At 64.3% G+C, this 26,637-nt stretch carries 25 protein-coding genes; 8 read left to right on the top strand and 17 right to left on the bottom strand.

Going from position 1 to position 26,637, the window contains the following annotated elements; genetic code table 11:
* Positions 1 to 22: 22 nt before the first annotated feature.
* Positions 23 to 1,690: a DUF7800 domain-containing protein gene (locus ACFI9K_RS08795; RefSeq protein ID WP_462663130.1), complete on the bottom strand. Its 1,668-nt coding sequence runs from the start codon at positions 1,688 to 1,690 to the stop codon at positions 23 to 25.
* A gap of 57 nt (positions 1,691 to 1,747) precedes the next feature.
* Positions 1,748 to 2,764 (bottom strand): zinc-binding alcohol dehydrogenase family protein, encoded by a 1,017-nt coding sequence (locus ACFI9K_RS08790; RefSeq protein ID WP_462663129.1) that lies wholly within the window; start codon positions 2,762 to 2,764, stop codon positions 1,748 to 1,750.
* A 154-nt stretch (positions 2,765 to 2,918) separates the two neighbouring features.
* On the opposite strand from ACFI9K_RS08790, the gene ACFI9K_RS08785 reads away from it, so the two are divergent.
* A complete protein-coding gene (locus tag ACFI9K_RS08785; RefSeq protein ID WP_462663128.1) occupies positions 2,919 to 3,200 on the top strand; it encodes a winged helix-turn-helix transcriptional regulator in 282 nt (93 codons plus the stop codon).
* Here the strand turns inward: ACFI9K_RS08785 and ACFI9K_RS08780 are convergent.
* The 6 genes from ACFI9K_RS08780 to mqo form a co-directional block, all read right to left on the bottom strand.
* A complete protein-coding gene (locus ACFI9K_RS08780; RefSeq protein WP_462663127.1) occupies positions 3,194 to 3,556 on the bottom strand; it encodes a cobalamin biosynthesis protein in 363 nt (120 codons plus the stop codon). The two genes, ACFI9K_RS08785 and ACFI9K_RS08780, sit on opposite strands and share 7 nt — an antisense overlap.
* A gap of 10 nt (positions 3,557 to 3,566) precedes the next feature.
* The gene (locus ACFI9K_RS08775) at positions 3,567 to 4,961 is read right to left on the bottom strand and encodes a cobyrinate a,c-diamide synthase (RefSeq protein ID WP_462663126.1); all 1,395 of its coding nucleotides are present in this window, start codon (positions 4,959 to 4,961) and stop codon (positions 3,567 to 3,569) included.
* Positions 4,955 to 5,575 (bottom strand): cob(I)yrinic acid a,c-diamide adenosyltransferase, encoded by a 621-nt coding sequence (cobO, locus tag ACFI9K_RS08770; protein ID WP_462663125.1) that lies wholly within the window; start codon positions 5,573 to 5,575, stop codon positions 4,955 to 4,957. Before cobO ends, ACFI9K_RS08775 begins: the two co-directional genes overlap by 7 nt.
* A 9-nt stretch (positions 5,576 to 5,584) precedes the next feature.
* The gene (locus ACFI9K_RS08765; RefSeq protein ID WP_462663124.1) at positions 5,585 to 7,522 is read right to left on the bottom strand and encodes a magnesium chelatase subunit D family protein; all 1,938 of its coding nucleotides are present in this window, start codon (positions 7,520 to 7,522) and stop codon (positions 5,585 to 5,587) included.
* Between the two features lie 247 nt (positions 7,523 to 7,769).
* Entirely contained in the window at positions 7,770 to 8,246 is a 477-nt protein-coding gene (locus tag ACFI9K_RS08760) for a GNAT family N-acetyltransferase (protein WP_462663123.1), read from the bottom strand.
* A gap of 11 nt (positions 8,247 to 8,257) precedes the next feature.
* Positions 8,258 to 9,778, bottom strand: a complete 1,521-nt coding sequence (gene mqo / locus ACFI9K_RS08755; protein ID WP_462663122.1) for a malate dehydrogenase (quinone) — start codon at positions 9,776 to 9,778, stop codon at positions 8,258 to 8,260.
* Positions 9,779 to 9,952: 174 nt separating this feature from the next.
* Between mqo and ACFI9K_RS08750 the strand changes: the two genes are divergently transcribed.
* Together ACFI9K_RS08750 and mtr are read left to right on the top strand one after the other, a co-directional pair.
* A complete protein-coding gene (locus tag ACFI9K_RS08750; protein ID WP_462663121.1) occupies positions 9,953 to 10,993 on the top strand; it encodes an alpha/beta hydrolase in 1,041 nt (346 codons plus the stop codon).
* Positions 10,990 to 12,381: a mycothione reductase gene (gene mtr / locus ACFI9K_RS08745; RefSeq protein WP_462663120.1), complete on the top strand. Its 1,392-nt coding sequence runs from the start codon at positions 10,990 to 10,992 to the stop codon at positions 12,379 to 12,381. The genes ACFI9K_RS08750 and mtr overlap by 4 nt, the downstream gene beginning before the upstream one ends.
* Here the strand turns inward: mtr and ACFI9K_RS08740 are convergent, their stop codons facing one another.
* Positions 12,382 to 12,948: an alpha/beta fold hydrolase gene (locus ACFI9K_RS08740; RefSeq protein WP_462663119.1), complete on the bottom strand. Its 567-nt coding sequence runs from the start codon at positions 12,946 to 12,948 to the stop codon at positions 12,382 to 12,384.
* A gap of 106 nt (positions 12,949 to 13,054) precedes the next feature.
* Here ACFI9K_RS08740 and ACFI9K_RS08735 point away from each other — a divergent pair, with 106 nt between their 5' ends.
* Genes ACFI9K_RS08735 through ACFI9K_RS08725 form a run of 3 tightly spaced genes read left to right on the top strand, consistent with a single transcriptional unit; the run spans position 13,055 to position 15,029 of the window.
* Positions 13,055 to 13,417, top strand: coding sequence for a GntR family transcriptional regulator (locus ACFI9K_RS08735; RefSeq protein ID WP_027496722.1), 363 nt, complete (start codon positions 13,055 to 13,057; stop codon positions 13,415 to 13,417).
* On the top strand, positions 13,414 to 14,337 hold the full coding sequence (locus ACFI9K_RS08730) for an ABC transporter ATP-binding protein (RefSeq protein ID WP_462663118.1): 924 nt from the start codon (positions 13,414 to 13,416) through the stop codon (positions 14,335 to 14,337). The genes ACFI9K_RS08735 and ACFI9K_RS08730 overlap by 4 nt, the downstream gene beginning before the upstream one ends.
* Positions 14,334 to 15,029, top strand: coding sequence for an ABC transporter permease (locus ACFI9K_RS08725; RefSeq protein ID WP_462663117.1), 696 nt, complete (start codon positions 14,334 to 14,336; stop codon positions 15,027 to 15,029). The genes ACFI9K_RS08730 and ACFI9K_RS08725 overlap by 4 nt, the downstream gene beginning before the upstream one ends.
* Here ACFI9K_RS08725 and ACFI9K_RS08720 read toward each other — a convergent pair.
* Both ACFI9K_RS08720 and map read right to left on the bottom strand, forming a co-directional pair.
* On the bottom strand, positions 15,013 to 16,548 hold the full coding sequence (locus ACFI9K_RS08720) for a cobyric acid synthase (RefSeq protein ID WP_462663116.1): 1,536 nt from the start codon (positions 16,546 to 16,548) through the stop codon (positions 15,013 to 15,015). The genes ACFI9K_RS08725 and ACFI9K_RS08720 overlap by 17 nt on opposite strands.
* A 157-nt stretch (positions 16,549 to 16,705) precedes the next feature.
* Positions 16,706 to 17,581 carry a type I methionyl aminopeptidase gene (gene map, locus ACFI9K_RS08715; RefSeq protein ID WP_462663115.1) on the bottom strand — a complete coding sequence of 292 codons (876 nt, stop codon included), beginning with the start codon at positions 17,579 to 17,581 and terminating at the stop codon, positions 16,706 to 16,708.
* A gap of 136 nt (positions 17,582 to 17,717) precedes the next feature.
* Between map and ACFI9K_RS08710 the strand changes: the two genes are divergently transcribed.
* Complete coding sequence (locus ACFI9K_RS08710) at positions 17,718 to 18,605, top strand: helix-turn-helix transcriptional regulator (protein ID WP_462663114.1); 888 nt, start codon at positions 17,718 to 17,720, stop codon at positions 18,603 to 18,605.
* 21 nt (positions 18,606 to 18,626) lie between these two features.
* On the opposite strand, the gene ACFI9K_RS08705 is transcribed toward ACFI9K_RS08710, so the two are convergent.
* From ACFI9K_RS08705 to dxr, 5 genes are all read right to left on the bottom strand, one after another.
* Positions 18,627 to 20,417 carry a penicillin-binding transpeptidase domain-containing protein gene (locus tag ACFI9K_RS08705; protein WP_462663244.1) on the bottom strand — a complete coding sequence of 597 codons (1,791 nt, stop codon included), beginning with the start codon at positions 20,415 to 20,417 and terminating at the stop codon, positions 18,627 to 18,629.
* An 86-nt stretch (positions 20,418 to 20,503) separates the two neighbouring features.
* Complete coding sequence (locus tag ACFI9K_RS08700) at positions 20,504 to 21,340, bottom strand: GNAT family N-acetyltransferase (protein ID WP_462663113.1); 837 nt, start codon at positions 21,338 to 21,340, stop codon at positions 20,504 to 20,506.
* A 116-nt stretch (positions 21,341 to 21,456) separates the two neighbouring features.
* A complete protein-coding gene (gene ispG / locus ACFI9K_RS08695; RefSeq protein WP_462663243.1) occupies positions 21,457 to 22,596 on the bottom strand; it encodes a flavodoxin-dependent (E)-4-hydroxy-3-methylbut-2-enyl-diphosphate synthase in 1,140 nt (379 codons plus the stop codon).
* Between the two features lie 57 nt (positions 22,597 to 22,653).
* Entirely contained in the window at positions 22,654 to 23,877 is a 1,224-nt protein-coding gene (locus tag ACFI9K_RS08690) for a M50 family metallopeptidase (protein WP_462663112.1), read from the bottom strand.
* Positions 23,878 to 23,882: 5 nt separating this feature from the next.
* Positions 23,883 to 25,076 carry a 1-deoxy-D-xylulose-5-phosphate reductoisomerase gene (dxr, locus tag ACFI9K_RS08685; RefSeq protein ID WP_462663111.1) on the bottom strand — a complete coding sequence of 398 codons (1,194 nt, stop codon included), beginning with the start codon at positions 25,074 to 25,076 and terminating at the stop codon, positions 23,883 to 23,885.
* A 69-nt stretch (positions 25,077 to 25,145) separates the two neighbouring features.
* Here dxr and ACFI9K_RS08680 point away from each other — a divergent pair, with 69 nt between their 5' ends.
* Entirely contained in the window at positions 25,146 to 25,667 is a 522-nt protein-coding gene (locus tag ACFI9K_RS08680; RefSeq protein ID WP_462663110.1) for a DUF1990 family protein, read from the top strand.
* A 1-nt stretch (position 25,668) separates the two neighbouring features.
* Here ACFI9K_RS08680 and puuE read toward each other — a convergent pair whose 3' ends face one another.
* Positions 25,669 to 26,565: an allantoinase PuuE gene (gene puuE / locus ACFI9K_RS08675; protein ID WP_462663242.1), complete on the bottom strand. Its 897-nt coding sequence runs from the start codon at positions 26,563 to 26,565 to the stop codon at positions 25,669 to 25,671.
* Positions 26,566 to 26,637: the final 72 nt, after the last annotated feature.

Below are 26,637 nucleotides of genomic sequence, written 5' to 3'. Positions count from 1 at the left end.
CTAGGCGAGGGCCGACTCGTCTCTAGGCGAGGGCCAGGCTCGATGTCTCGGTCAGCACCTGCTCACCGGCATCGTCGACGTGCGCGTGGCGCACCCGCAACCGCGCCGAATCACCGTGCAGCGTCAGCAACATGACGCCGTTGTCGAACCACGGCCCCGCCTCGGCTTCCCATTCGACTCCGGACGGCCCCACGTGCGCGGCTCGAGCGAGCTTCGACAGGATCCGGGCTGCGGGACGTTTGATGGCCAGCTTGTTGACCGCGCGGATGGGGAGATCGAGCGGATTTCGGAACGGAGACATCGTCAGCTGATAGGTGGCAGGCACATCTCGCCCGCCGACACCGAAGTTCGCGTTCGCGACGTAGGAGCAATGCACGTCGCCGGAAAGCCACATGATCGAGGCGGGCTTGTTCTCGCCGCGGGAGAGCTCACGCGTCAACGCCGCCATGTCGTTGAACGAATTGGTGAAGGCGGCCCAGTGTTCGAGGTCGAGTCCGATGCGCATCTTCTCGGCCACCTTGGCCGGCATGGAACCCCAACTACCCTGCGCCACAGCCTCGTTCCACTGTTCGAGGTAGTGCAGAGCGGGCAGCATGAGGTAGGGCAGCGACGAACCGAACAGCAGGTGCCGCGGAGTGGTTTCGAGCGCTCGCTCGCGTACCCAGGCCCACTCCTTCTCGTCCACCATTTCTCTGTTGTTCGGATCGAGGTTTCGCGAGCACCGCGAATCGATCATGATCAGCCGGGTGTCCCCGAAATCGCGGTAGAAGCTCCAGCGCCCTGTCTCGGGCCTGCGATCGACGCGTAGAGCGAAGTCGGCCAACAACTTCTCACGATCGGCGTCGCTCGCTGCAGTACGAACCGCGGCGTACATCTCGTCCTGCGCCAATTCGTTCGGCGACAGATTGCCCAGGTGTTGATACACCCAGTACGACGAGTACGCGCCGATCACGCGATCGTTCCACCACGGCCGAGTCTCGATGTCCCGACGCCAGGACGCGGAGGAATTCCAGTCGTCGCGCAGATCGTGGTCGTCGAGGATCATGCACGACGGGATACTCGCCATCAGGGTCCGGACCGGCTCGAGTCCCCACGATTCCCGGTACAGCCAGGAGTACTCCTCGAAATCGCAGATCTCGTTCTCGGCGTCGGTACCGACCGCGCTCGTCGGCCCCTGCCCCGACTGCCGTCGGGCCTGCAGGCGCTCGACGATCTCCGGCGACGGGTCGTCGGCGTAGACCTGATCGCCGAGAAGCAGCAGTGCCTGCGGCCACCGACTCGGATCCTCCTCGATCAGCGCGTTGCCCAGGCCGGCCAACGCGTCGGCTCCGATCTGTTTCAGAGATTCCTCGCTGTAGTTGTCACCTCGGCGACACGAACCGAACGCCAACGTGACAGGTCCCTGGGCGTCGACGGTGTGGATGGCCGCCCGCTTGCCCTCGTGCGGCCACACCTTCTGCTCGCCGACGAACACCTCGTAGTGCACCGCAGAATTCGCGGGCAACCCTTCGAGTGGGACCAGCGCGTAGTGGTGGCCGTGCACACCCCAGGTTCGTTCCGAGCCGCGAACGCCGGCATCGGTGACGACCGATACGGTCGTCGATTCGGCCATCTCGAACCAGAGGGTCGCCGTCTCGGTGCCGACGTATCGAACGATCGGGCCGAGGAGGACAGGGCTGTCGGAGGTCATTCGATTCACAGTGCCCTTGCCGGCCGGCTTTCGCCAGTCAGTGGCGCAGATACGCGCTCACGGGCGTTCGGCCACGACCACCTTGCCTCGAACGTGTCCGGTCTCGACCAAGCGATGCGCTTCCCGTAGTTGTTCGGCGTCGATCGGAACCAGGACCGTCGAGGCGGTCGTCCGGATCGCACCGGCGTCGACGAGCTCGGCCACCGCAGACAGCACTTCGTGCTGACGGATCAGATCCGGCGCGTCGTGCATCGAACGAGCGAACATGAACTCCCAATGCCAGGAGAGCGCTTTGGATTTGAGTGGAAGAACGTCGAGTGTCTCTGGGTCGTCGATTGCCACGATCTGCCCGAACGGCGTCAACAGATCCGCATAGATCTCGACCTGACCGGAGGAATGAGAGGTGAACACGTAGTCGATTCCGTCCGGTGCCACTCGGCGCACTTCTTCCCGAAGATCTCGCCGATGGTTCACCACGTCCGCGGCGCCGAGCGAGCGAACCCACTCGTGCGCCGCGTCGTCGGCTGCTGTGGCGATCACCTTCACGCCCGGCACCAGAGCCCGAACGAGTTGCAGCACCAGAGATCCGACACCGCCGGTGGCCCCCACCATCAGCAACGTACCGGTGCTCTCGGCCGTCATGCGCAGTTTGTCGAACAGTCCTTCCCACGCGGTGATCGCAGTCAGGGGCAACGCCGCGGCGTGCGCGAAATCGAGGGTCGTCGGCTTGGTGGCCACGATGCGCTCGTCCACCACGTGGAACTGGGAGTTGGTCCCCGGTCTACGAATGTCACCGGCGTAGAACACCTCGTCACCCGGTGCGAACATCGTGACGTCGGCACCGACGGCTCGAACGAGACCGGCTGCGTCGTAACCGAGGACCTTCGGAGTGCCCTCGGGATCGTTCCCGGCGCGGACCTTCACATCCACCGGGTTCACCGACACGGCCCGAACCTCGACCAGGATGTCTCGCGGACCGGGAGTCGGCATGTCGATTCTCACGTCCGTGAGGCTCGAGGGATTGTCGATCGGAAGCGAGTGGGTGTACGCAACGGCTTTCATCATCTCGGTCATCTCTACAGAGTGGACCGAACCACCTGGTTACCGTCAAGGCCACTTGGTACCCGATCGATAGTAATGTGCTGATCGGTACCGATTACGGAGCGAGGAACACATGACCGAGTGCGATCGAAACGATGTGTATGCCGCCGCATGCCCATGCCGGGACATGCTCGATCTACTCGCCAACAAATGGAGCGCACTGATCATCGGAGTGCTCGAGGCCGGGCCGATGCGTTTCGGAATGATCAAGTTGGCGTTGCAGGGGGTCAGTCCGAAGGTCTTGACGTCGTCGTTGCGCAGACTCGAAGACCACGGGTTGCTCACCCGCACTGTGTATCCCGAGGTGCCGCTGCACGTCGAGTATCGATTGACGGCGCTCGGGGCGAGTGCGGCCGCACCCCTGGCCCAACTCCGGGATTGGGTGGAGGACAACGTCGGCACTCACTGAGAATCGGGCAGCCCGGCAACGGCGACGACAACCCTGTCCGAACCGAATCTGGGTACCGCCAACTCGGCCGCATCACCGGCGAGCAGGGCAGCCGCTTCGGCGACGCTGGCGCTTCCGACGGCGTCGAGCACCCGTTGCGAGACGCTCCGAGTCAGTACGGCCGAGAGCTCCTCTGCCGAGTAGGTCAGGCCCCGAACCCCCATGCTCGACGCCACCGCCGCCACCAGATCTGCTTTCCGGTCGATCGAGGCGATGGCCTCGACGCGCCAGTCCGGCCGCAGCACAGTCGAGATCACGCGCAGGATCTCGTCAGCGTCGACACCCGCTCGGGCACCGATTCCGACGACCACTCGCATGTCGACTTCCCTACACGCGTGCGTAATCGACTGCGGCAGAGACGAATCGGGTGACGGACTCGGGATTACCCGCGGCGTGGGTGTGCAGGTACGAGGCGTGCACTCCGCCGCGGACGAAGCCCTCGCGCGCGGCGGTTCTCCCGTCGGGACGCTGTCGGTGCCAACCCCAGGCCGCCGAGGCGTTCTCCCGCGTGGCGACGAGCTTCGTACGGTGGAATTCGTGACCGGTGACGCGGGTTCCTGCGTCGAACAGCGTTGAGGATTCGAGAGCGACGGCGTCGCGATACCCCAGCGTGAGCGTGTTTCCGAACTCCGCATCGACATCGACGACGCCGGCCATGGCGTGGCCGTCCAATCGTGCTGCCAGATACAGCAATCCAGCGCACTCCGCATGAATGGGTAACCCCCGCGCCGCGGCTGTCCTGATGTCGTTCAGCAGTTGTTGGTTCGCTGCCAGCGCAGCGGCGTGTTCCTCCGGGAATCCGCCGGGCAGCACCACTGCTGCCGTACCGGTGGGCAGTCCGTCGCGGAGGGGGTCGAACACCGCGACGTCGGCCCCGGCCGCGCGGAGGAGTTCCACGTGCTCGGTGTAACCGAAAGTGAATGCGGGACCACCTGCCACTGCGACGACCGGCGATCCGTCCGACCTTCGAACCTCGTCCACCGGATTCCACTCCGGTGCGAATATCGACGATCGAGCCAACGCACTCACTGCCTCGATGTCGACGAACTGCGACACCAGTGCGCTCATCGCGTCGACCGCATCGGTGGCGGCTCCACCGTGTTCGACGGCGGTGATCAGCCCCAGATGTCGTGACGGAACCACCAATTCGCTCATTCTCGGCAACGCGCCGAGCACCGGCACACCCACCCGATCGCACGCTTGACGCAGCACATCCTCATGCCGCTCGCTGCCGACCCGGTTCAGGATCACACCGCCGATGCGAACACTGGGGTCGAACGTCGAGAACCCGTGCAGCACAGCGGCCAGCGACTGACTGTGGCCGCGGGCGTCGACCACCAGAATCACCGGGGCACCGAGCATCGCCGCCACCCGCGCGGTCGATCCCTCGGCGGACGCCTCCCCGGGGCCGGTCATATCGATCTTGCCGTCGAACAATCCCATGACGCCTTCGACGACCGCGATGTCGCAGCCCCTGCTGCCATGCCGAAACAAGGGTCCGATTCGATCGGCACCCACCATGACAGCATCGAGATTGCGTCCGGGCAGGCCGGCCGCCAAACCGTGATACCCGGGGTCGATGTAATCCGGTCCTACCTTGAACGGTGCGACCTTCTTACCGGCAGCACGTAGCGCACCCATCAGACCGGTGGCCACCGTCGTCTTACCGCTGCCCGACGCGGGGGCCGCGATGACCACGGCGGGACACGACGGATTCACCATTCGATGCCTCGCTGCCCTTTGCGGCCGGCATCCATCGGATGCTTGACCTTGTCCATCTCGGTGACGAGATCCGCGGCCTCGATCAGCTCGGGGGGCGCGTCGCGTCCGGTGACGACGACATGCTGGTTGCCCGGTCGATGTGTCAGCACCTCGACCACCTCCGCGACATCGACCCACCCCCACTTCAGTGGGTAGGTGAATTCGTCCAACACGTAGAAGTGATGTGTCTGCTGCTCGATCCGCCGGGCGATCTCGCGCCAACCCTCCGCCGCGGCCTCGGCGTGGTCGACGTCGCTCCCCTTCTTACGAGTCCACGACCAGCCCTCGCCCATCTTGTGCCACTCGACGGCTCCGCCGACGCCGGTGCTCTCGTGTAATTCACCGAGTGTCCGGAACGCCGCTTCCTCGCCGACTTTCCACTTGGCACTCTTGACGAACTGGAACACCCCGACATCGAACCCTTGGTTCCACGCCCGCAACGCCATCCCGAACGCGGCGGTCGATTTGCCCTTGCCCGGGCCGGTATGGACCGCGAGGACAGGCAGATTGCGGCGCTGACGCGTCGTGAGGCCGTCCTGCGGAACGGTGCCGGCAGCGGGTACACCTCGAGGCATCGCGGCCCCCTACGCCGCTGCGCGAACGACGGCGGTGACCTGCTCGGCCGACAGGTCCGCAAGCGCCACGTAGCCGCCCCCGAGACACGCTGCGAAATCGGCGGCCAGGCCGAGACGGACCATGCCAGATTCGCAATCGACGACAACCGAGGCGATCTTGTCCGACGCGATGCGGGCTGCGGCAATGCGCGCCCGCCCGACGGGGTCGGTACCTCCGGTTGCTCGGCCGTCGGTCAGTGCCACCACCAACGCGCGGCGCAGCGGGTCTCGAACTCGTTCTCGCAGAACGAGATCGCGGGCCTTCAGAAAACCTTGGGCCAACGGAGACCGACCACCGGTCTTCATGTTGCGCAACCTCGTCACGGCCACATCCACCGAGGACGTGGGCGGCAGTACCGTCTCGGCGTCCGTGCCGCGGACGGTGATGACAGCGACCTTGTCGCGGCGTTGATACGCATCACGCAGCAGCGACAGCACCGCACCGGTCACCGCCGAGAGCCGGTCTCGCGCAGCCATCGACCCCGAGGCGTCGACGACGAACACGATCAGGTTGCCCTCGCGTCCCTCCTTGATCGCGCCCCGCAGATCGGCGGCCTCCAGCTTCAACCGGCCCGACGTGCGCCCGCGAACGACCTGATGCTCGGCGGCGGCGAACAGAGTGCCGACAAGGTGCAGACCGGTGCCTTTCTCGACGGTGGGCCGCACCGAACGTCCGTGGGACGAGCGTGACCGTGAGCGTCGACCCGGCGCGCCCTCGCCCACTCCGGGAATTTCGAGCAGCCGGGCTTTGAACTGAGCACCCGGAGCCCCTGCCTGCTTGTTCTTGCCCACTCCGGAGGGCTGTGACTCGGGGGTACCCGAGGCGTCGGGCGACGACGGGGACGACTCGGAAGACTCCGGCCCGTCCACACCGTCCGGTGCGGGCGCTCCCCCGCCGCCGTCGGGGGTCGGGTCCGGATCGGGGTCCGAATCCGGTTGCTGCTCGGCCTGTTCGGCCGCGTCGCGCATCGCGTCGTCCAACTGCTTGTCGTCGATGCCGGGCTCGTCGAAAGGATCGCGTCGGCGCCGATGCGGTAGCGCGAGTTCGGCGGCGATCCGTACGTCCTCCTCGGTCACCTCGCTCGCGCCCCGCCACGCGGCGTGGGCCGAGGCGGTACGGGCCAGCACCAGATCCGCGCGCATGCCGTCGACGTCGAAGGACGCACAGAGCGCCGCGATGCGCCGAAGTTCCTTGTTGCTCAACTCCACATCGTCGAGGATCTTCCGGGCGGCCAAAATCTGCTCGGCCACCGCGATGTCGTCGTCGCGGAATTGTGCAGCGAACGCATGCGGATCGCGCTCGTAATTCATCCGGCGGCGGACGACGTTCATTCGAGTGTCGACGTCACGCGATGCCGTCACCTCGACTGCCAGACCGAACCGGTCGAGCAGCTGCGGCCGCAGCTCACCCTCCTCGGGGTTCATCGTGCCGACGAGCACGAATTGTGCTGGGTGAGAATGCGATACACCGTCTCGCTCGACGTGCACGCGTCCCATCGCGGCCGCGTCGAGCAGTACGTCCACCAGATGATCGTGCAGCAGATTCACTTCGTCGACGTAGAGAACGCCGCGGTGCGCGGCCGCGAGCAGGCCGGGTTGAAAGGCTCGTTCGCCGTCACGCAGCACCTTCTCGAGGTCGATGGAGCCGACCACTCGATCCTCGGTGGCTCCCACGGGAAGCTCCACGAGCTTCGCGGGCCGCGATCCGTCTTCGTCGTCCACTGCCGGCAGCAGCGTCGCGAGCGCGCGCACCACAGTAGATTTGGCGGTGCCCTTCTCGCCGCGCACCAGCACACCGCCGATACCGGGATGCACGGCGCACAGAATCAACGACAAGCGCAGTTGATCCTGGCCGACGATCGCACTGAACGGATATCCCGGTTCGGGAACACTTCCACCTTGCTGCACAGCTCTGTCCCTTCGTGCCCGGAGTTCCGCGCCGGGCGTTCGAGTAGAAAACGCGAAGCCGGGCGGCGATCTGGCTGACAGGAGAATCCGGTGAACGAAGAAACTCCTGAACACAGTGGCGGGACCGCGCCTGATTTGTACAGGACTTCTCCGCAACCGACTTCGAACGGAACACTACCGCCGAACGAACGAATGCCACACACGGTGGGACCGTGTGTGGCATTCATTCGTCCAGTACTGCGAGAGGTCAGGCCTCGCGCCACGCGGTGCCGCCGCCCCGACGCATCGGGGTGTGCGGAATACCGTCCTCGAGAACTTCCTCACCGTCGGGCAGGAAGCCGTGCTTGGCATACATGTCGACCAGGTAGCTTTGCGCGTTGATGCGGCACGGTGCCGAGCCCACCTCGGCCAGCGCCGCCCGCAGGATCCGCGTGGTGTGGCCCTGTCCTCGGGCCGAACGCTGGGTGCACAGGCGGCCGATGCGGAACGCCTTCTCCCCGTCGTCGTGCTCCTCGAGCAGACGAAGAGTGCAGACCACTTCGCCGTCTCGTTCGAGCCAGAAGTGCCGTGTCTCGGTCAGTAGGTCACGTCCGTCCAACTCCGGATAGGCACATGCCTGCTCGACCACGAACACCTCGACGCGCAGCTTCAACAGGTCGTACAACGTGTTGTTGGACAGGTCTAGTGCCCATGATCGTTTGAGAGCTGCTGCTTGCGTATTCATACCTTTTGCTATCACACACCCGTGGGCTGTGCGAGCTCACGCGAGTTTTCCAGCTCCAGTGTCTTCGACGTCCAGGCCCAGACCTCGTCGAACAACGAGCTGTTCTCAGCCAGCTTGACGCCCAACGACGGGACCATTTCCTTGAGCTTGGGCTGCCACGCGTCGTACTTGTCGCCGAAGCAACGCTGAAGCACGTCCAGCATTGCCGGAACTGCGGTGGACGCGCCGGGCGAAGCACCGAGCAGTCCGGCGATCGTGCCGTCCGCAGCGTTGACCACAGCAGTGCCGAACTCGAGCACCCCGCCGCGACCCTTCTTGCGGATGACCTGGACTCGCTGACCGGCGGTGACGAGCTCCCAGTCCTTGCCGACCACGGAGGGCGCGAACTCGCGCAGGGTTTCCACGCGATCTGCCTGGGACTGCGCCAGCTCGCTGACGAGGTACTTGACGAGCCCGAGTTCGGTCACGCCGACGCCGAGCATGGACATCAGGTTGCCGGGCTTCACGGAGCCGGGCAGATCGGTGATCTTGCCCTGCTTGAGGAACTTGGGCGACCAGCCGGCGTACGGGCCGAACAACAGACCCTGCTCACCGTTGATGACGCGTGTGTCCAGGTGAGGAACCGACATCGGTGGTGCTCCGACCGAGGCTTTTCCGTACACCTTGGCCGAATGTTGCGCGATGAGTTCGGGATTGGTGCAGCGCAGCCATTCGCCGCTGACCGGGAACCCACCGAAGCCCTTGATCTCTGCGATCCCGGACTTCTGCAGCAAGTGCAGTGCGCCGCCGCCCGCTCCGACGAACACGAACTTCGCGTTGACGGTCTTCTTGGCACCCGTTCGCTGGTTGGCGACCTTGACGTCCCAGGTGCCGTCGGACTGTTTGGTGATGTTGCGCACGTCGTGCCCGAAGTGCACGGTTCCGCCTGCGGCCGACAGGTAGTTGAGAAGCTGCTTGGTGAGCGCTCCGAAGTCGACGTCCGTCCCCTCTTGACTCCAGTTCAGCGCCACCGGGTCCGAGAAGTCGCGGCCCTGGGCCATCAAGGGCAGTCGAGCCGAGAACTCGTCCTTGGAATCGATGAATTCCATGCCGGCGAACAGGGGGTTGCTCTCGAGAGCGTCGTACCGCGCGCGCAGGTACTTCGCGTTGTCGGCTCCGTGTACGAAGCTCACGTGCGGAATGGGGTTGATGAAGTTCTTCGCGTCCGAGAGCATGCCGGTCTCGATGCCGTGGGCCCAGAACTGTCGAGACACCTGGAACTGCTCGTTGACGTTGAGCGCCTTCGCGATGTCGACGGTGCCGTCCTTGTTCTGCGGCGTGTAGTTCAGTTCGCACAGCGCCGAGTGGCCGGTACCGGCGTTGTTCCACGCGTCACTGCTTTCGGCGGCTGCGGCGTCGAGGCGTTCGTAGACGTCGATCGACCAGTTCGGCTCGAGCTGACGGAGCAGCGCACCGAGGGTGGCGCTCATGATTCCGGCACCGACCAGAACGACGTCGGTCTTGATCCGCTTACCCTGCTCTTCTGTGGACACTGGAGAATCGACTTCCTTGTCTGTGGCGGTCTCGACCGGAACTCTGCTGTTCGAGGGCTGTTCACCCGATGCGGTCAGGTTACTAGCTGTGCCTACCCCATCGGACACCACGTCAACCCGCTCTCGATTGTGCTCCTCGGACGTCGTCTGCGGCGCCCACTACAGTTGTGATCTGTGACTACCTGGGTGCCCGATGTCCTCGGCGACGGCTACGAACAGACAACCATTCCCCTCGGGGACGATCCGGACGGCGAGGGACAGGTCGAAGCAACCCTCGTGCGGTACCAACCGCCCGGCTCCGCGAACTTCGAGCGAGCGGTGATCTACGTTCACGGCTTCACCGATTACTTCTTCCAGCGACACATCGCCGAGCACTTCGCGGCGAAAGGATACGCGTTCTACGCGCTGGACCTGCGTAAATGCGGCCGTTCACGTCGCGATGGGCAGACTGCGCACTTCGTGACCGATCTGGCGTTCTACGACGCCGAGCTGAACGAGGCACTGAGCTTGGTCCGCACCGAGCGCGAGAATGCGCCGGTACTGCTGATGGCGCACTCCACGGGCGGTCTCATCCTGCCGCTGTGGCTGAACCGACTCAATCGTCAGGAGGGTGGGTCGGCCGGGATGAATCTGGCGGGCGTCGTCCTCAACAGCCCCTGGTTCGACCTCCAGGGCCCACCTGCCATCCGCAGCGTCGGCACTGCCGCGATCGACGTCATCGGCCGAGTCCGGTCCAAAACGAAGGTGCCCGGGAACGGTCTCGACACTTACGGGCTCTCGCTCGCCGCGTCGGAGAACGGTGAATGGGACTACGACCTCGACTGGAAGCCGCTCGCCGGCTTCCCCATCACGTTCGGGTGGATTCGCGCCGTTCGCCGTGGACACGCCGAGCTGCATCGAGGCCTCGATATCGGCATTCCTTCATTGATCCTGCGCTCCAAAGTGACGCACTTCTCTCGTCGGTACAGCTCGGCCGTCGACGCCGCCGATGCCGTCCTCGACGTTCGACAGATCGCGCGCTGGGCCGGATGCCTGGGTGATCGCACCACGATCGTGCCCATCGAGGGAGCCCGACACGACGTGTTCCTGTCCACCGAAGGGCCCCGTTCGCGGGCCTTCGAGGAAATGGACGAATGGATCGAGTGGTTGCACCGAAGCGAGAGCACCGACCACGCGTCGGGCAAAGACCACAGCGAGAGCGGGCACATTTCATGACCGAACATTTCGACATCGCGATCATCGGCTCCGGGTCGGGTAATTCCATCGCGGATTCGCGCTTCGACGACAAGAAGATCGCGCTGATCGAGGAGAACTCGACGTTCGGCGGCACCTGCCTCAATGTCGGCTGCATTCCCACCAAGATGTTCGTCTACGCCGCCGAAGTTGCGCGGACGGTGCGTGATTCGGCCAAGTACGGGATCGACGCCCACGTGGACGCTGTGCGCTGGCGCGATATCGTCGACCGCGTTTTCGGCCGCATCGACCCCATCTCCGAGGGCGGTAAGCGCTACCGCGCCGAAGGCAGCCCCAACGTCACCTTGTTCGAGGGTCACGCGACGTTCGTCGGCCCCCGCACGATCGATACCGGCACCGGCACCGTCATCACCGCCGACCAGATCGTCATCGCGGCCGGATCACGTCCGACAGTGCCCCAGTCCGTTGTCGATTCCGGCGTCACGTATCACACCAACAGTGACGTGATGCGGCTGCCGGAGCTTCCCGAACATCTGGTCATTCTCGGATCCGGTTACATCGCAGCAGAATTCGCGCACGTGTTCTCGGCCCTCGGTTCCAAGGTCTCGATCGTTGCCAGGAAGGACGCGCTGCTGCGCGCCCTCGACACCGATATCTCCCGGCGCTTCACCGAGCTGGCCCGCGCCAAATGGGACGTCCACCTCGACGCCGGTGAGACTCGGCCGATCACCGACGGCACGTTGCACGGTGTCGAACTGTCCGACGGCACGAAGGTTGTGGGCGATGCCTTCCTGGTCGCGATCGGCCGGGAACCCAACGGGGACCGTCTCGCACTGGGAACGGCGGGCATCGACCTCGACGACGACGGCCGCATCGTCGTGGACGAGTTCGGCCGTACCACCGCCGAGGGAGTGTTCGCACTCGGCGACGTCTCGTCGCCGTACCAGCTCAAGCACGTTGCCAACCAGGAAGCGCGAGTCGTCCAATACAACCTGCTGCAGGACGCATGGCACGGCGACACCTCGGCACTGCGCAAGAACGATCATCGCTTCGTTCCTGCCGCGGTGTTCACCGATCCCCAGATCGCCGAGGTGGGCATGACCGAGGAACAAGCCCGCGACGCAGGGTTGGACATCACGGTCAAGGTGCAGAACTACGGCGACGTCGCCTACGGCTGGGCGATGGAGGACAGCGAAGGTCTGTGCAAGATCATTGCCGAGAAAGGCACCGGCAAGATCCTCGGAGCGCACATCATCGGCGCGCAGGCACCCACGGTGATTCAGCCCCTCATCCAGGCCATGAGCTTCGGGTTGTCCGCGCAAGACATGGCCCGCGGTCAGTACTGGATCCACCCGGCACTGCCCGAGGTTGTCGAGAACGCACTGCTCGGCCTCGACCTGAAGTTCTGATCACCAGGGGCTGGTGCGGAGCACGATCTCCGTAGCCAGCGCCGCCGACGCATCGGCGGGGATGTTCTGGACCCCGTCGAGTTGGACCACCCTGAAGTCCGCGTAGACGAACCTGCCGCTGGCATCTGCGGCGGCCCGGCCGAGTGACGTGCCGACAACCAACGTCGTCGGCAATTCGACGGGTGGGCAGTCGGCGGCCCGAACCGAACCCTGCTCGTCGGCGATGGCCGGGTGACAGCGGTTCACTGCAATCAAGCTGGCGAAGCGACCGAAGGTCTTCGCCGCCAGCGTCCACGCCGATTCCGCACCCGCGCCGTTGCCGACAAGGTGCACCCAGGAGAGCTTCAGCTCGTCGAGAACACCCAAGATCGCTTCGTCGCTCACGCCGTCGATGCTCTCCAGCGCAACGGTTTTCAGATCCGAGTTGTGCAGGCGTTCACTGACTGCGTCGTACACATCGACCGAATCACCCGTATCGGGAAGCAACAGAACGGCGTGCCTGCTGTCGGGGCCCGCGACTCGTACCGAACATTGCCCGCCCGCAGCACTCACTTTCGTGAACTCCATGGGGACGACGGTACTGCCTCTTGCGCAGGTCTCGCATCGGTTCTATGGTTAGTTACATGAGTAATGAACCAGTGAGGCCATCAACCTCTGCGCACCGGCGGCGGTTCTGATGGACGAGGGCAGGCCGATCTTCCTGCAGATCGCCGAGCTCGTCGAGAACTCCATCATCGACGGCTCGTTGGCCGAAGAAGAGCAGGTCCCGTCCACGAACGAGCTCGCAGCATTCCACCGAATCAACCCGGCAACCGCGGGCAAAGGGCTCGCCAAACTCGTCGCCGACGGCGTCGTCTACAAGAAGCGAGGAATCGGAATGTTCGTCACCACAGGAGCTCGGGACGCACTGCGATTCCGCCGCCGCGACCTCTTCGCCCGTCAGTACATCGATCCACTGGTCACCGAGGCACGAAAGCTCGGCATGACCGTCGACGAACTCAAGACAATGCTCGACAACTGGGAGGCAGCACGATGAGCGTCCACACTCTCGGCTCGACCGACGAACCCGGCACCATCGCCGCGTCGGCCACTCACCTGACCAAGAAGTTCGGCTCCTTCACTGCTGTCGACGATGTCAGTTTCGAGATCGAACAGAACAAGATCTACGGCTTTCTGGGCCGCAACGGCGCAGGTAAGACCACCGTGATGCAGATGATGACCGCGCAGATGCGTCAGAGTGCCGGCGAAGTCTCGGTGTTCGGCCGGCGGCCGTGGGAGAACCCACAGGCGCTCGGTCACCTCTGCTTCGTCAAGGAGAGCCAGAAGTATCCCGACGACCTCAAAGTCCGAAGCGCCATCTCACAGGCATCACACATTCTTCCGCACTGGGACAGCGAGTTCGCAGCCGAATTGCTACGCGACTTCGATCTTCCGGCCGGCCGCAAGATCAAGAAACTCTCCCGAGGAATGACGTCGGCCCTCGGCATCGTCATCGGACTCGCATCTCGGGCACCCCTGACATTTTTCGACGAACCGTACCTGGGGCTGGACGCGGTCTCGCGACACCTGTTCTACGACAAACTGCTGGCCGACTACGCCGAGCACCCCAGGACCGTCGTTCTGTCCACTCACCTCATCGATGAGGTCAGCGATCTGATCGAACACGTCATCCTCATCGACAAGGGCAAGATCGTGCTCGACGCCGAGTCCGACGACCTCCGCGAGGGCGCATTCGAGATCTCCGGTCCCGCCCAGGCGGTCGACTCGTTCACCTCGGGACACCGAACTCTGCACCGAACCACCCTGGGCGCGAGCGCACGGGCCACTATCGACGGCCGACTCACCGACACTCAGAAATCGGACGGGACCGCAGCCGGTCTGACCATCGAGGCGGTTCCGTTGCAGCAGTTGATCATCGAACGCACCAATGCCGCAACCGAGGAGGCAGCGTCATGAAACGAATCTTGAACGTCGCACGAATCCACAACACCTCCTGGGCAACGACATTCGCATGGCCGCTGGGCATTCTCGCCATTGTCTTCGTGGTCACGTACGGGCTGTTCTCCGTCGTGCCGGAGACGGATGCGGAGACGAACTCGACCGGAGGCGTCTTCGCCGTGTACGGCTTCGCCCTCGCCTTCTACCTCACCGCAATCGTTCAAGTCTTTCCCTATGCACTGAGCCTGAGCATCACCCGGCGCGAATTCCTCGGTGCCACAGCACTGGTAGGCGTCACACAATCGATCGTGATCGGCACGATCGTCTATCTGTTGTCACTCGTCGAGGCGGCGACCGGTGGCTTCGGAAAGAAGATCCGTATGTTCGGAATCGCCCGGTTCGCAACCGACAATCCTGTCCTGCAGTGGGCCGCCCTCGTCACCGGACTACTGGTGCTCGGCGGGATCGGCGCATTCATCGGTGTCGTCTACCGGCGGAATCGAATCAACGGCCTGTACACACTCGGGCTCGGTGCGCTCGTATTCTTCGGCGGCGGATCGATCCTCGTGACCTGGCAGCACTGGTGGACGAATATCGGCGGCTTCTTCACCGACACGCCGCGGATTCTGCTGCTGGTCGTCATTCCCTTGATCATCACCGCGGTCCTGTCTGCGGCCAGCTGGTTCGGACTTCTCAAAGCAACTGCGTGACAACCGTTTCCACGTTCGGATCGACGCCGTGCTCGATGAGGTCGAGTACGGCGTCGACGTCGAGGTTGTCTTCCACCAAATTTGCCAGCAGATCCAACTGCTCCTCCCGCAGTGCCGCGACCGACGTAGCGTGGGCCACCACGAATCCCTCTCGGCGCGACTTCTCTGCCACCCAGGTCAGAAAGGACCGTCTGAAATCGTCGGACTCGAGCAGACCGTGCCAGTGGGTTCCCACGACGCTGCCGCGCACACTGCCCTCAGGTTTGCCCGACGCAGTGGCGAGAAGAGCGTCGTCGCCGTTCCGAACAACCCGTCCGTGATGAATCTCGTACCCGGACACCGAATGTGCCCCGAACTGCGTCGAGCGACCCGTCACCTGCGCGAGTACCTTCTCCGGTGCGAACTCGATATCGAGATCGAGCAGACCGAGGCCCTCTACTACACCGGCACCCGATTCCACGGCGTCCGAGATGGTTCGGCCGAGCATCTGGTAACCGCCGCAGATACCGAGAACCGGCCGACCCGCGGCGGCGCGCTCAACGATCGCACGAGCAAGACCGTTGCGCAGCAACCACTCCAGATCCGATACCGTGGACTTGCTACCCGGGACGATGACCACATCCACATCGTCGAGCCGGGAGGGCTCGGTGACCCAGTGCACCGATACGCCGGGCTCACACGCCAGCGCCTCGACGTCGGTCGTATTGGAAATTCTCGGCAGACGCACCGCCGCCACCCGCAGCCACTGGGATCCGATGGGCGGACGGGGCCTGCCCACCGGGGCATCGGCAACGGTTCCCAGGGAATCCTCTGCGTCCATCCACAATCCGTCGGCGAACGGGACGACTCCGTACGTCGGCCGCCCGGTCAGTGCGCGCAACTGATCGAGACCCGGTGCCAGCAGAGCCGGATCACCTCGAAACTTGTTGATCACGAAGCCCGCGACGAGCGCCTGGTCCTCCGCAGACAGCACCGCGACCGTGCCGAACAGATGCGCGAGCACTCCCCCACGGTCGATGTCGCCCACCACGATCACCGGCAGAGCAGCCGCCGTCGCCAGTCCCATGTTGGCCAAATCGGTCGCGCGTAGATTGATCTCGGCGGGCGAACCCGCTCCCTCGCAGATCACCACGTCGAAATCTGCACGCAAAGACGCCAATTCGTCGGCCACAACAGCCCTCAGCGCAGTCCGATGCTCGATGTAATTACTCGCACTCACCTGCGCCACGGCACGCCCGCGCACCACCAATTGCGAGGTCCGGTCGCTTCCGGGTTTGAGCAACACCGGATTGAAGCGGACACTCGGCTCGAGGCCACAGGCCGCCGCCTGCATCGCCTGCGCCCGACCGATCTCACCGCCGTCGAGCGTGACCACCGAATTGTTGGACATGTTCTGCGCCTTGAACGGAGCCACCCGCACGCCCCGCCTGGCCAACATGCGACACAGGCCGGCAACCAACACACTCTTACCCGCGTCCGACGTCGTCCCCGCAACCAGCAGGGCACCTTTCGGACTCACGGCCCTGTACGTCTATTCACTCCGCAGGCTCCGCTCACGGCAGTATCAGACTTCTATTCACTCCGCAGGCTCCGCTCACGGCAGTATCGGACTTCTATTCACTCCGCAGGCTCCGCTCACGGCAGTATCGGACTTCTATTCACTCCGCAGGCTCCGCTCACGGCAGTGTCAGGATCTCGCAACCCGTATCGGTCACCACGAGCGTGTGCTCGAACTGCGCAGTCCACTTCCTGTCGTGGGTGACCACCGTCCAGCCGTCGTCCCACATCTCGGCGTTGATCGTGCCGAGGTTGATCATCGGTTCGATGGTGAACGTCATCCCGGGCTCGATGATGGTGTCGACCGACGGCTGGTCGTAGTGCAGAACGACGAGACCGTTGTGAAAGGTGGTACCGATCCCGTGTCCGGTGAAATCCTCGACCACTCCATACCCGAAACGATGCGCATACGACTCGATGACGCGGCCGATGACGTTCAGCGCGCGACCGGGCTTGACGGCCTTGATCGCCCGCATGGTGGCCTCGTGGGTGCGCTCGACGAGCAGGCGGGCTTCCTCGGAGACGTTGCCGGCAAGGAACGTCGCGTTGGTATCGCCGTGCACTCCGTCGATGTATGCGGTGACGTCGATGTTGACGATGTCGCCGTCCTGAATCACCGTCGAATCGGGGATGCCGTGACAGATGACCTCGTTGAGCGAGGTGCAGCACGACTTCGGGAAACCCTTGTAGCCCAACGTGGACGGGTACGCGCCGTGATCGATCATGTACTCGTGAGCGATGCGGTCGAGCTCGTCGGTCGTGACTCCCGGGGCCACCGCCCGGCCCGCTTCCTGGAGGGCCCTGGCCGCGATCGTGGACGCCACTCGCATCTTCTCGATGACCTCGGGGGTCTGCACCCAGGGTTCGCTGCCTTCGGCGACGGTCGACTTCCAGGCATATTCGGGCCGCTCGATCGACTTGGGCACCGCAAGGACGGGCGACACCACGCCTGGTACGAGTGGCTGACGGGGCTTGCTCTCGGCGGTCACAGACATGATGCCCAGAGTAGTCGGCCTCGTTACGACAGCCCGCCCAGCGCACGGGTCCCGGGCAATCGAATCGTCGCTTCCGCGGGCGGATATGATCTGGGTCACGTTCGACGCTGATTGCCGACGCGAGGAAGGGAAAACCGTGGTCCACTCGAATCTGCTGCGCCCTCGTGACGGCGATGCCCTGCGCGCCGAACTACGCCAGGTGGCGGCCACATCGGCTGTGCCCGTCGTGTTCGGCGGCGAGGTCTCCTCGGACACCCTGTACCTGAGCGAATTCCAGGGCACGCGCACCCGCGGACTGGACGGACTCGCGATCCCACCCCGATCCGGTCTCGGCGGCCGAGTCATGGACCAGCGCAGACCGGCGGCGGTGAGCGACTACGGCGCGTCGATGTCGATCACCCATCACTTCGATCGTCCCGTACTCGGTGAAGGCCTGAAGTCGATCCTCGCAGTTCCAGTCGTCGTCGCCGGTGTTGCCCGCATGGTGATGTATGCAGCGCTGCGTGAACGCGGTCCGCTCGGCGATCGCGTCGGCGACATCATGTCGACGGCAGCCAGACGGCTCGGTCACGAGATCACCGTGCGCGACGAGGTCGACCGCAGAGTTCGTCTGCTGGCGACGACCAGCTCGAACCTCGAATCGGACCATGCGCGGACCGCCGAATTACGCAGCGTTCAAGAGGAATTGGCCGATCTCGCTCGCTCCGTGGGTGACGAGAAGATCCGGCGCAGGCTCGATCTGGTCACTGCTCGCATGGCTGCGAGCCTCGGCCGAGGAGGGTCGTCCGCCGAAACGCACCCGGAGGGCGTCGCTGCGCGGTCCGCACCGATGTTGACGCCGCGCGAAATCGACGTGATCTCACAGGTTGCATTGGGGTGCACCAACATCGAGGTCGCACAGCGCCTGTCGATCGGTGCCGAGACGGTCAAGTCGTACCTGCGGAGCGTGATGCGAAAAACCGAATCGCATACCCGATACGAAGCGGTGGTTGCCTGCCGTCGGCTGGGCATCGTCACGTCCTGATCCGCCGCATCGGCCGGTCGCTCAGTACCCCGGCGGCAGCTGCTCGAACATCTCCCGAGTCACCGCGACAGCGTTGTCCGAGCTACCCCCACGCACAACGAGCGTGGCGAACGCAATGTCACCTCGATAGCCGACGAACCACGAATGCGAGCCGCCCTCTACCTCGGCCTCTCCGGTCTTCCCGTACACCTCGCCCTGGTCTGCGATGCGCTCGGCCGTACCGCTGGTGACCACCGATCGCATCATTCCTCGTAGCCCGTCGACCATCGCCGGTTCGATGGACGGGTGATCGCCGGTGATCACCGTCTCGCGTCCCACCAACAGGTTCGGCACCGGAGTCGAACCGTGGGCCACCGTCGCCGCAGCCAAGGCCATACCGAACGTGGAGACGACAACCTTGCCCTGTCCGAAGCCGTCCTCGGTGCGCTGCACGAGCTCGTCTGCCGGGGGCACCGAACCGGAGTCGGTCGGCAACCCGACGACGTCGTAATCCGGGCCGACACCGAACTGAGATGCCGCGACAGTCAATGCGTCGGGCGACATCTCGCTGGCGAGCTTCGCGAACGAGGTGTTGCACGATCGAGTGAACGCGGTGCTCATCGTCACGTCGCCGAGCGAGAACTCGTTGTAATTGGGCACACTGCGCTCGCCGATCTCGATGCGACCCGGGCAGGGAACAGTGCTGCCAGGAGTCGCGAGTCCACTCGAAATGGCCGCGCCGGCGGTGATGATCTTGAACGTCGATCCGGGCGGGTAGAGGCCCGCGGACGCCACCGGTCCGTCTCGATCGGCAGCCGGATTCTGCGCCACCGCGAGAATCGCACCCGTCGACGGTTGGATGACCACCGTCATTGCCTGCTCGGTGCGTGCGTTCACCGCTCGCTGCGCCGCGACCTGGATGTTGCGATCGAGACTGATCGAGAACGACGGAGCAGGTTGCGGCGGAGTGTCGGTGAGGACATCGACGTCGACGCCGTTGCGGTTGCTGGTCACCACGCTCCAGCCCGCCTGACCGTCGACCTCGTCGATGACGGCCTTCTTGACCTGACCGACCAGATCCGGCGCGAACGTGGGATCGGTGGACACCAGATCGGACTCGTCGGACGCCGTGACACCGGGAATCTCGACGAGCGCAGCCGAGATGGGCGCAAAGTCGCTCTCACGCAGCAGCGCCACCGGATAGTCGCCGTCGACCGAGGTCGCCGACTCCACGATGGACTGGGCCGTGATCGACGCGTCGAACCGGGTCAACAGGGTCGACAATGCAGTCGCCGACGCGACCACATCGTTGGCATTCGCGGCGTCGAACTTGATCCGATGCACGACGCCGGGCACGAGTACGTCGGTCCCGGAACGTTCGTTGACGCGTGCTCGCGGGGCTGCGTTCGAGCGCAGCGACATGGTTTGGGTGTCACCGAGCTTGGGGTGGATGTCCGACGCCGTCCAGCGCACCACCCATTCACCCTCGCTGCGGCCCATGTTCAGTCGGCCGTCGTAGGTCCATACGCGGTCCTTGGGCAGTTGCCACGTATAGGTGTAACCGACCGTGGCGGTATCACCGTCGACCTGTACCGACGTCGTCCGGGCATCCATGGACTCGGCCTGAAGGTTGGTCCACGCCTCGGTCAATGCTGTGGCCGCAGCATCGGGCTTGTCGGTGTCTGCGGCAGCAGCAGCAATGTCGTTGGCCTCGAATGCAGCGAGAAATGCCTGGGCCGCGGGCTCCGGGCCGTCGGGCTTGGGGGTACACCCGGTGAGCGAGGCAGTGACGACGGCTCCTACCGACAGCACTACGCCGACTCGATATCGCATCTCGGTTGCACCACGTGATCTCATTGTGCCCCATAGTAATAGGGCGCGCCCTTCACCAACGGCAACGAATCGCGGTTAGCGACAAGCTAATCGAGCAACACCGTGGTGAAGGTTGCCACCTGGACGAGGCCGATTTTCGCGTACGCCCGTCGGGCAACGTAGTTGAAGCTGTTGACGTACAGGCTGGCGGTGCGGCCCTGACGAACGACCGAATCGACCACGGCCGCCGTACCGGACGCGCCCAGCCCGTGCCCTCGCCGATCGGGATGGACCCACACACCCTGAATCTGGCCCACCGTCGCCGACTGAGATCCGATCTCGGCCTTGAACACCACTCGGCCGTCCTCGAATCGAGCCCAGGCACGCTGCGCCGCAATGAGACTGGAGATCCGGCGCCGGTATCCGCGGCCGCCGTCGTTCTGTCGGGGATCGACACCGACTTCTTCGATGAACATGGCCACGGCCGCGGTGAGATAGACGTCGAGTTCGTCGGGTCGAACGAGACGGACCTGAGGATCCGGTGCCAGAGACGATCGCACCGATGTGGCCAGCAAAGGTTGCTCACCCCGCACCTCCCGGGCGGGGCCCCAGTCGGTCTCGAGCATCTCCCACAACGGCAGTGTCAGTTCCGCTCGTCCGACAAGCGAGGAACACAATCGCGGGCCGCGGCACGCGCGGTCTGCGAACGAGCGGAGGTCGTCGCCCGATCCGAGCAGTGGGACGAGGTTCGCTCCGTAGAAACACAACGACTCGTCCGGACCGCCTCTGCTCCACATCTCTCCGTGGAACGACCTCGGGTCGAGTCCCGATTCCTGTATGCGCGCCGCGACCATGCACGTTGCGACGGGGTCGGCGTCGAGCACTCGAAGTACGTGCGCGACGTCCCGATTACCGAGAGGCTTTGCACCGAGGAGCTTGAGCACCTACCGACCTCCTGACCCACCTGACGCGTTTGCACCGACTGTGAAGCACATCATTCCAGACGATGTGTTCCCTCGGTGGCAGAGCGGCAAACCGGACGCCGAACAGGTCGACCTGCTCAGCTGACGGTCACGACCGGCGCTCCGCCGCTCGCGGTCTCGTCCTTCTCGAACTCCTCGGCGATACGCATTGCTTCTTCGATCAAGGTCTCCACGATCTGCGCCTCGGGCACCGTCTTGATGACCTTGCCCTTGACGAAGATCTGGCCCTTGCCGTTGCCCGACGCCACGCCCAGATCAGCGTCGCGTGCTTCGCCTGGCCCGTTGACGACGCAGCCCATGACGGCGACGCGCAGCGGGATTTCCATGCCTTCGAGGCCCGCAGTGACCTCGTCGGCCAGGGTGTAGACATCGACCTGCGCGCGCCCACACGAGGGGCAGGACACGATTTCCAGTTTGCGCGGGCGCAGATTGAAGGACTGCAGAATCTGATTGCCCACCTTGATCTCCTCGGCGGGCGGTGCCGACAGAGATACGCGGATGGTGTCGCCGATGCCCTTGGACAGCAATGCACCGAAGGCGACTGCCGACTTGATGGTGCCCTGGAAGGCGGGACCTGCTTCGGTCACGCCCAGGTGCAGCGGATAGTCGCACTGCGCTGCGAGCTGCTCGTACGCGGCGACCATCACGACGGGGTCATTGTGCTTGACCGAAATCTTGATATCACCGAACCCGTGCTCCTCGAACAGTCCGGCCTCCCACAGCGCGGATTCCACGAGTGCCTCAGGAGTTGCCTTGCCGTACTTCTTCATCAGGCGCGGGTCGAGGGAGCCGGCATTCACACCGATTCGGATCGGGATGTTCGCGTCTCCGGCGGCCTTGGCAACTTCCTTGACGCGACCGTCGAATTCCTTGATGTTCCCGGGATTGACTCGCACCGCGGCGCATCCCGCGTCGATCGCGGCGAAGATGTATTTCGGCTGAAAGTGAATGTCGGCGATCACCGGAATCTGGCTCTTCTTGGCGATGATCGCCAGCGCGTCCGCATCGTCCTGTGTGGGGCATGCCACACGCACGATGTCGCAGCCCGACGCCGTCAGCTCGGCGATCTGCTGCAACGTGGCGTTGATGTCGTGAGTCTTGGTGGTGCACATCGATTGCACCGAGATGGGGCTCTCACTGCCCACTCCCACGGATCCGACCTGGAGCTGCCTGGTCTTTCGACGTGGCGCGAGTACGGGCACCGGCGGTGCGGGCATTCCCAATCCGACTGACACGGACACAGTGGCCTTCTTTCCTAGCTACGACTGACGAGTCTACTGATAGATCTGAATCGGGTTGACTATGTCCGCCGTGAGCGTCAGTAAGGAGAACCCGATGAAGACGATGATGACCACGTACGTGACGGGCATGAGTTTCATGTAGTTCACCGGCGCACCGTCGGGTAGGCCGCGGCGGTTGCGGAAGATGTTGCGAATGCGCTCGTAGATCGTCACGGCGATGTGCCCACCGTCGAGCGGGAGCAGCGGCACGATGTTGAACGCGCCCAAGAAGAAGTTGAGCGACGCCAGCAGGCCGATGAACGTGGCCCAGTTGTCGTTCTCGATCGCCTGACCGCCGATGACGCTGGCACCGACGACACTCATCGGGGTGTCGAGCCCTCGCTCACCTCCGAAGATCGAATCCCACAGCGCCTCCACCTTGGTCGGCAACTGCACCAACGCCTTACCGGTCTGCACGAAGATGTCCCCGGTGAACACGAACGTCTCGGGCACCGCTTCGATCGGGTTGTATCGGATGGCCGGTGGCGCGATCGTGGAACCACTGACACCGACCGCGCCGACCGTCGTGGATTCTTTGGTACCGGTGTCCGAGTCGACGACATACCGCTGCACCTGGGTGACCGGGATCGTCAGAACCATCGACGCCCCATCACGCTCGACGGTCAGATCCACCGAGCCCGACGCAGCCTGCACGGCCTCGACGACGTCGGCCCAGTACTCCGCCGGCTGTCCGTTCACTGCCGTGACGACGTCGCCCTTGCGCAGTCCCGCCTGCTGTGCAGGGCTGGTTCCGGAGCACGGTGCCAGATCTCCGTTCTCGTTCTGCGTGGGCGCGATACACACGACGTCACTGACCTGCACGGTCGGAGGCGTCACCCGATCGGGCGTTCCCCACCCGAGAACCAGTGTGTAGATCAGCACGATTCCGAGTACGAAGTTCATCGCGATGCCGCCGACCATGACGACGATGCGCTTCCACGTCTTCTGGCGGTACATCGCTCGCTCGACTTCGTCGGGCGCGAGCTCGTCGATCGCCGTCATTCCGGCGATGTCACAGAATCCCCCGGCCGGAATCGCTTTGAGACCGTATTCGGTCTCGCCGCGCCGGAAGGAGAAGATCTTGGGACCGAAACCGATGTAGTACCGGCGGACCTTCATGCCGAGCGCTTTCGCGGTCCACATGTGTCCTGCCTCGTGCAGTGCGATCGACACACCGATGCCGACGGCGAACAGCAGAACACCCAGAGCGAACGCCATGTGAGTCAGAGGCCCTTCTGCTTCAGGAGCTCACGCGCATGCGCGCGAGCCCAGGAATCCGCCGCGAGAACGTCGTCCACGGTAGTCGGCACCGCCGACCAGTCCGCACCACCGTCGTCGAGTGCCGCATGCACCGTCTGCACGATCTGTGGAAACTCGATGCGACCCGCCAAGAATGCCTCGGCCGCAATCTCGTTGGACGCGTTGTACACCGCCGTCATGCAACCGCCCAGAATTCCCGCCTCGCGCGCGAGCTGGACGGCGGGAAACACTCGATCGTCGAGCGGCTCGAAGTCCCAGGAGAATGCCGAGGTGAAGTCGAGTGCACGCGCGACATCGGGGACGCGATCCGGCCACCCGAGTGCCAGACCGATCGGCAGTTTCATGTCCGGCGGGCTGGCCTGGGCAATGGTGGAACCATCGACGAACGTGACCATCGAATGCACGATGGATTGCCGATGGACTGTCACGTCGATCTTCTCGTAGGGCACTCCGAAGAGCAGATGGGCTTCGATCAGCTCGAGTCCCTTGTTCACCAGGGTTGCCGAGTTCAGGGTGTTCATCGGACCCATCGACCAGGTGGGGTGCGCGGCAGCCTGTTCCGGGGTGACCGACTTCAGTTCGGTCTCGCTCCACCCTCGAAACGGACCGCCCGATGCCGTCAGCACCAGTCGATCCACCTCGCCGTGCGTACCGCTTCGCAGACACTGCGCCAGGGCCGAATGCTCCGAGTCCACAGGCACGATCTGCCCGGGGCCGGCGGCCGCCAAAACGAGCTCTCCGCCTGCCACCAAGGATTCCTTGTTCGCCAGCGCCAACCGGGCACCGGTTTTCAGCGCGGCGAGCGTCGGTTCGAGACCAAGCGAACCCACCAGCGCATTCAGCACGACGTCGGCCGGAGTCGTTTCGACGAGCTCGGTGACTGCGCCCGGCCCGCTCAGAGTTCCAGGAAAATCGAGCGCGGCTGCGGCGTCCGGGTCGGCGACCGCGACTCGGTGGACACCGGTGTCGGCGATCTGACGACGAAGCAGATCGATGTTTCCACCGCCCGCGGCAAGACCGACCACGACGAAGCGATCGGGGTTTGCTGCGATCACGTCGAGCGCTTGGGTTCCGATCGAACCGGTACTCCCCAGCAGCAGCACGCGAATCGGCTCGGGGTGATCCGAGGTGGTCGTTCGCTCACGTTGGTCCGGCACCGGACCATTGTTGCCTACCGAGCCTGAGAAACCACTGTGCGCTGAGCCGATGCTGGCAAGGTGGAGGGCATGGACGTCTCGAAGTACCGCACCGCATCGTTCAACTACAGCGATGTGGGGGCGACGAAAGGACCCCTCCCGGCGGACTACCACCACGTCGAGAGGTCGCAGGTCATCGGGACCGGGCTCGACGACTTCGTTGCCGCATCGGACGCCCTGACGCGGTGGGACATGCACCGAGGTGCAGGCCTGAAGGCCCATTCGAGCGAGGACGCTGCAGTGCCCGACGCGGTGGTCGTTCTCACGCTCGGACCCGTCCGCATTCCGTGCCGGGTCGTCTACGTCATCGACGAAGCCAACCGACAGGGATTCGCGTACGGCACACTCGACGGTCATCCCGAGGCCGGGGAGGAGCTGTTCTACGTCGAGTACTCCCCCACGGATGGGACCGTCACCGCTCACATCACCGCGTTCTCGCGCCCCGGCCGCTGGTACACCAAGCTCGGCGGACCGGCGGGACGAGGTGTCCAAGCGTTGTTCACCGGCCGCTATCTGACCGCACTCGAGAAGGCCTGCCGGTCGCCGCGCTGAGTCAGGTGGGCGGGTGGACGGCGCGCCAGTGTTCGGCGATGTCTATTCTCTTCGCGACCCAGACCTTCTCGTGCGATTGCACGTGATCGAGAAATCGTTCCAGAGCAGCAATGCGGGCCGGTCTACCCACCAGGCGGCAGTGAAGTCCGACCGAAAGCATCTTGGGACTACCGCCCTCGCCCTCGGCATAGAGAACGTCGAACGCGTCGCGCAGATGTGCGTAGAACTCGTCGCCCGTCGAGAAGCCTCCGGGCGACGCGAAGCGCATGTCGTTGGTGTCGAGGGTGTAGGGCACCACCAGGTGATCGACCACACCGCCGTCGAGGGGCACCTTCTCCCAATACGGCAGATCGTCCGCGTAGGAATCGGAATCGTAAACGAATCCTCCATGTTCGACGACGAGCGATCGGGTGTTCGGGGAGTCACGCCCGGTGTACCACCCCAGCGGAGCCGAGCCGGTCAGTCCCGTCAGGATCGCTACCGCTTCTGCCATGTGCTCACGCTCGACGTTCTCGTCGATCTGCTGGTAGGAGAGCCAGCGCAACCCGTGGCAGGCGATCTCGTGGCCCAACTCTGCCAGTGCGGCAACCACTTCGGGATTGCGCTCCATGGCTTTGGCGACGGCGAACACCGTCAGAGGTAGATCTCGTTTCTCGAATGCCCGGAGCACTCGCCACACGCCGGCCCTCGAGCCGTACTCGTACAGAGACTCCATACTCATGTGGCGGTTCGGAAATGCTTGCGCCCCGATCATTTCCGAGAGAAACGTCTCGGATTTCGTGTCGCCGTCGAGCACATTGTTCTCCGCGCCCTCCTCGTAGTTGAGGACGAACTGGACGGCGATGTTCGCCTTTCCCGGCCACTGCGCATCCGGCGGTGTTCGGCCGTAGCCGATCATGTCGCGTGGATAGCTCAGCGGGTACCGGGTCAGAGGGTGCGGAAGGCGCTCGGACGTCACCGAGGCAGTCTC

Source organism: Rhodococcus sp. PSi06, assembly GCF_054960675.1.
The sequence above is the reverse complement of the archived record's forward strand: the minus strand, read 5'-3'. Positions and strand labels throughout refer to the sequence as shown.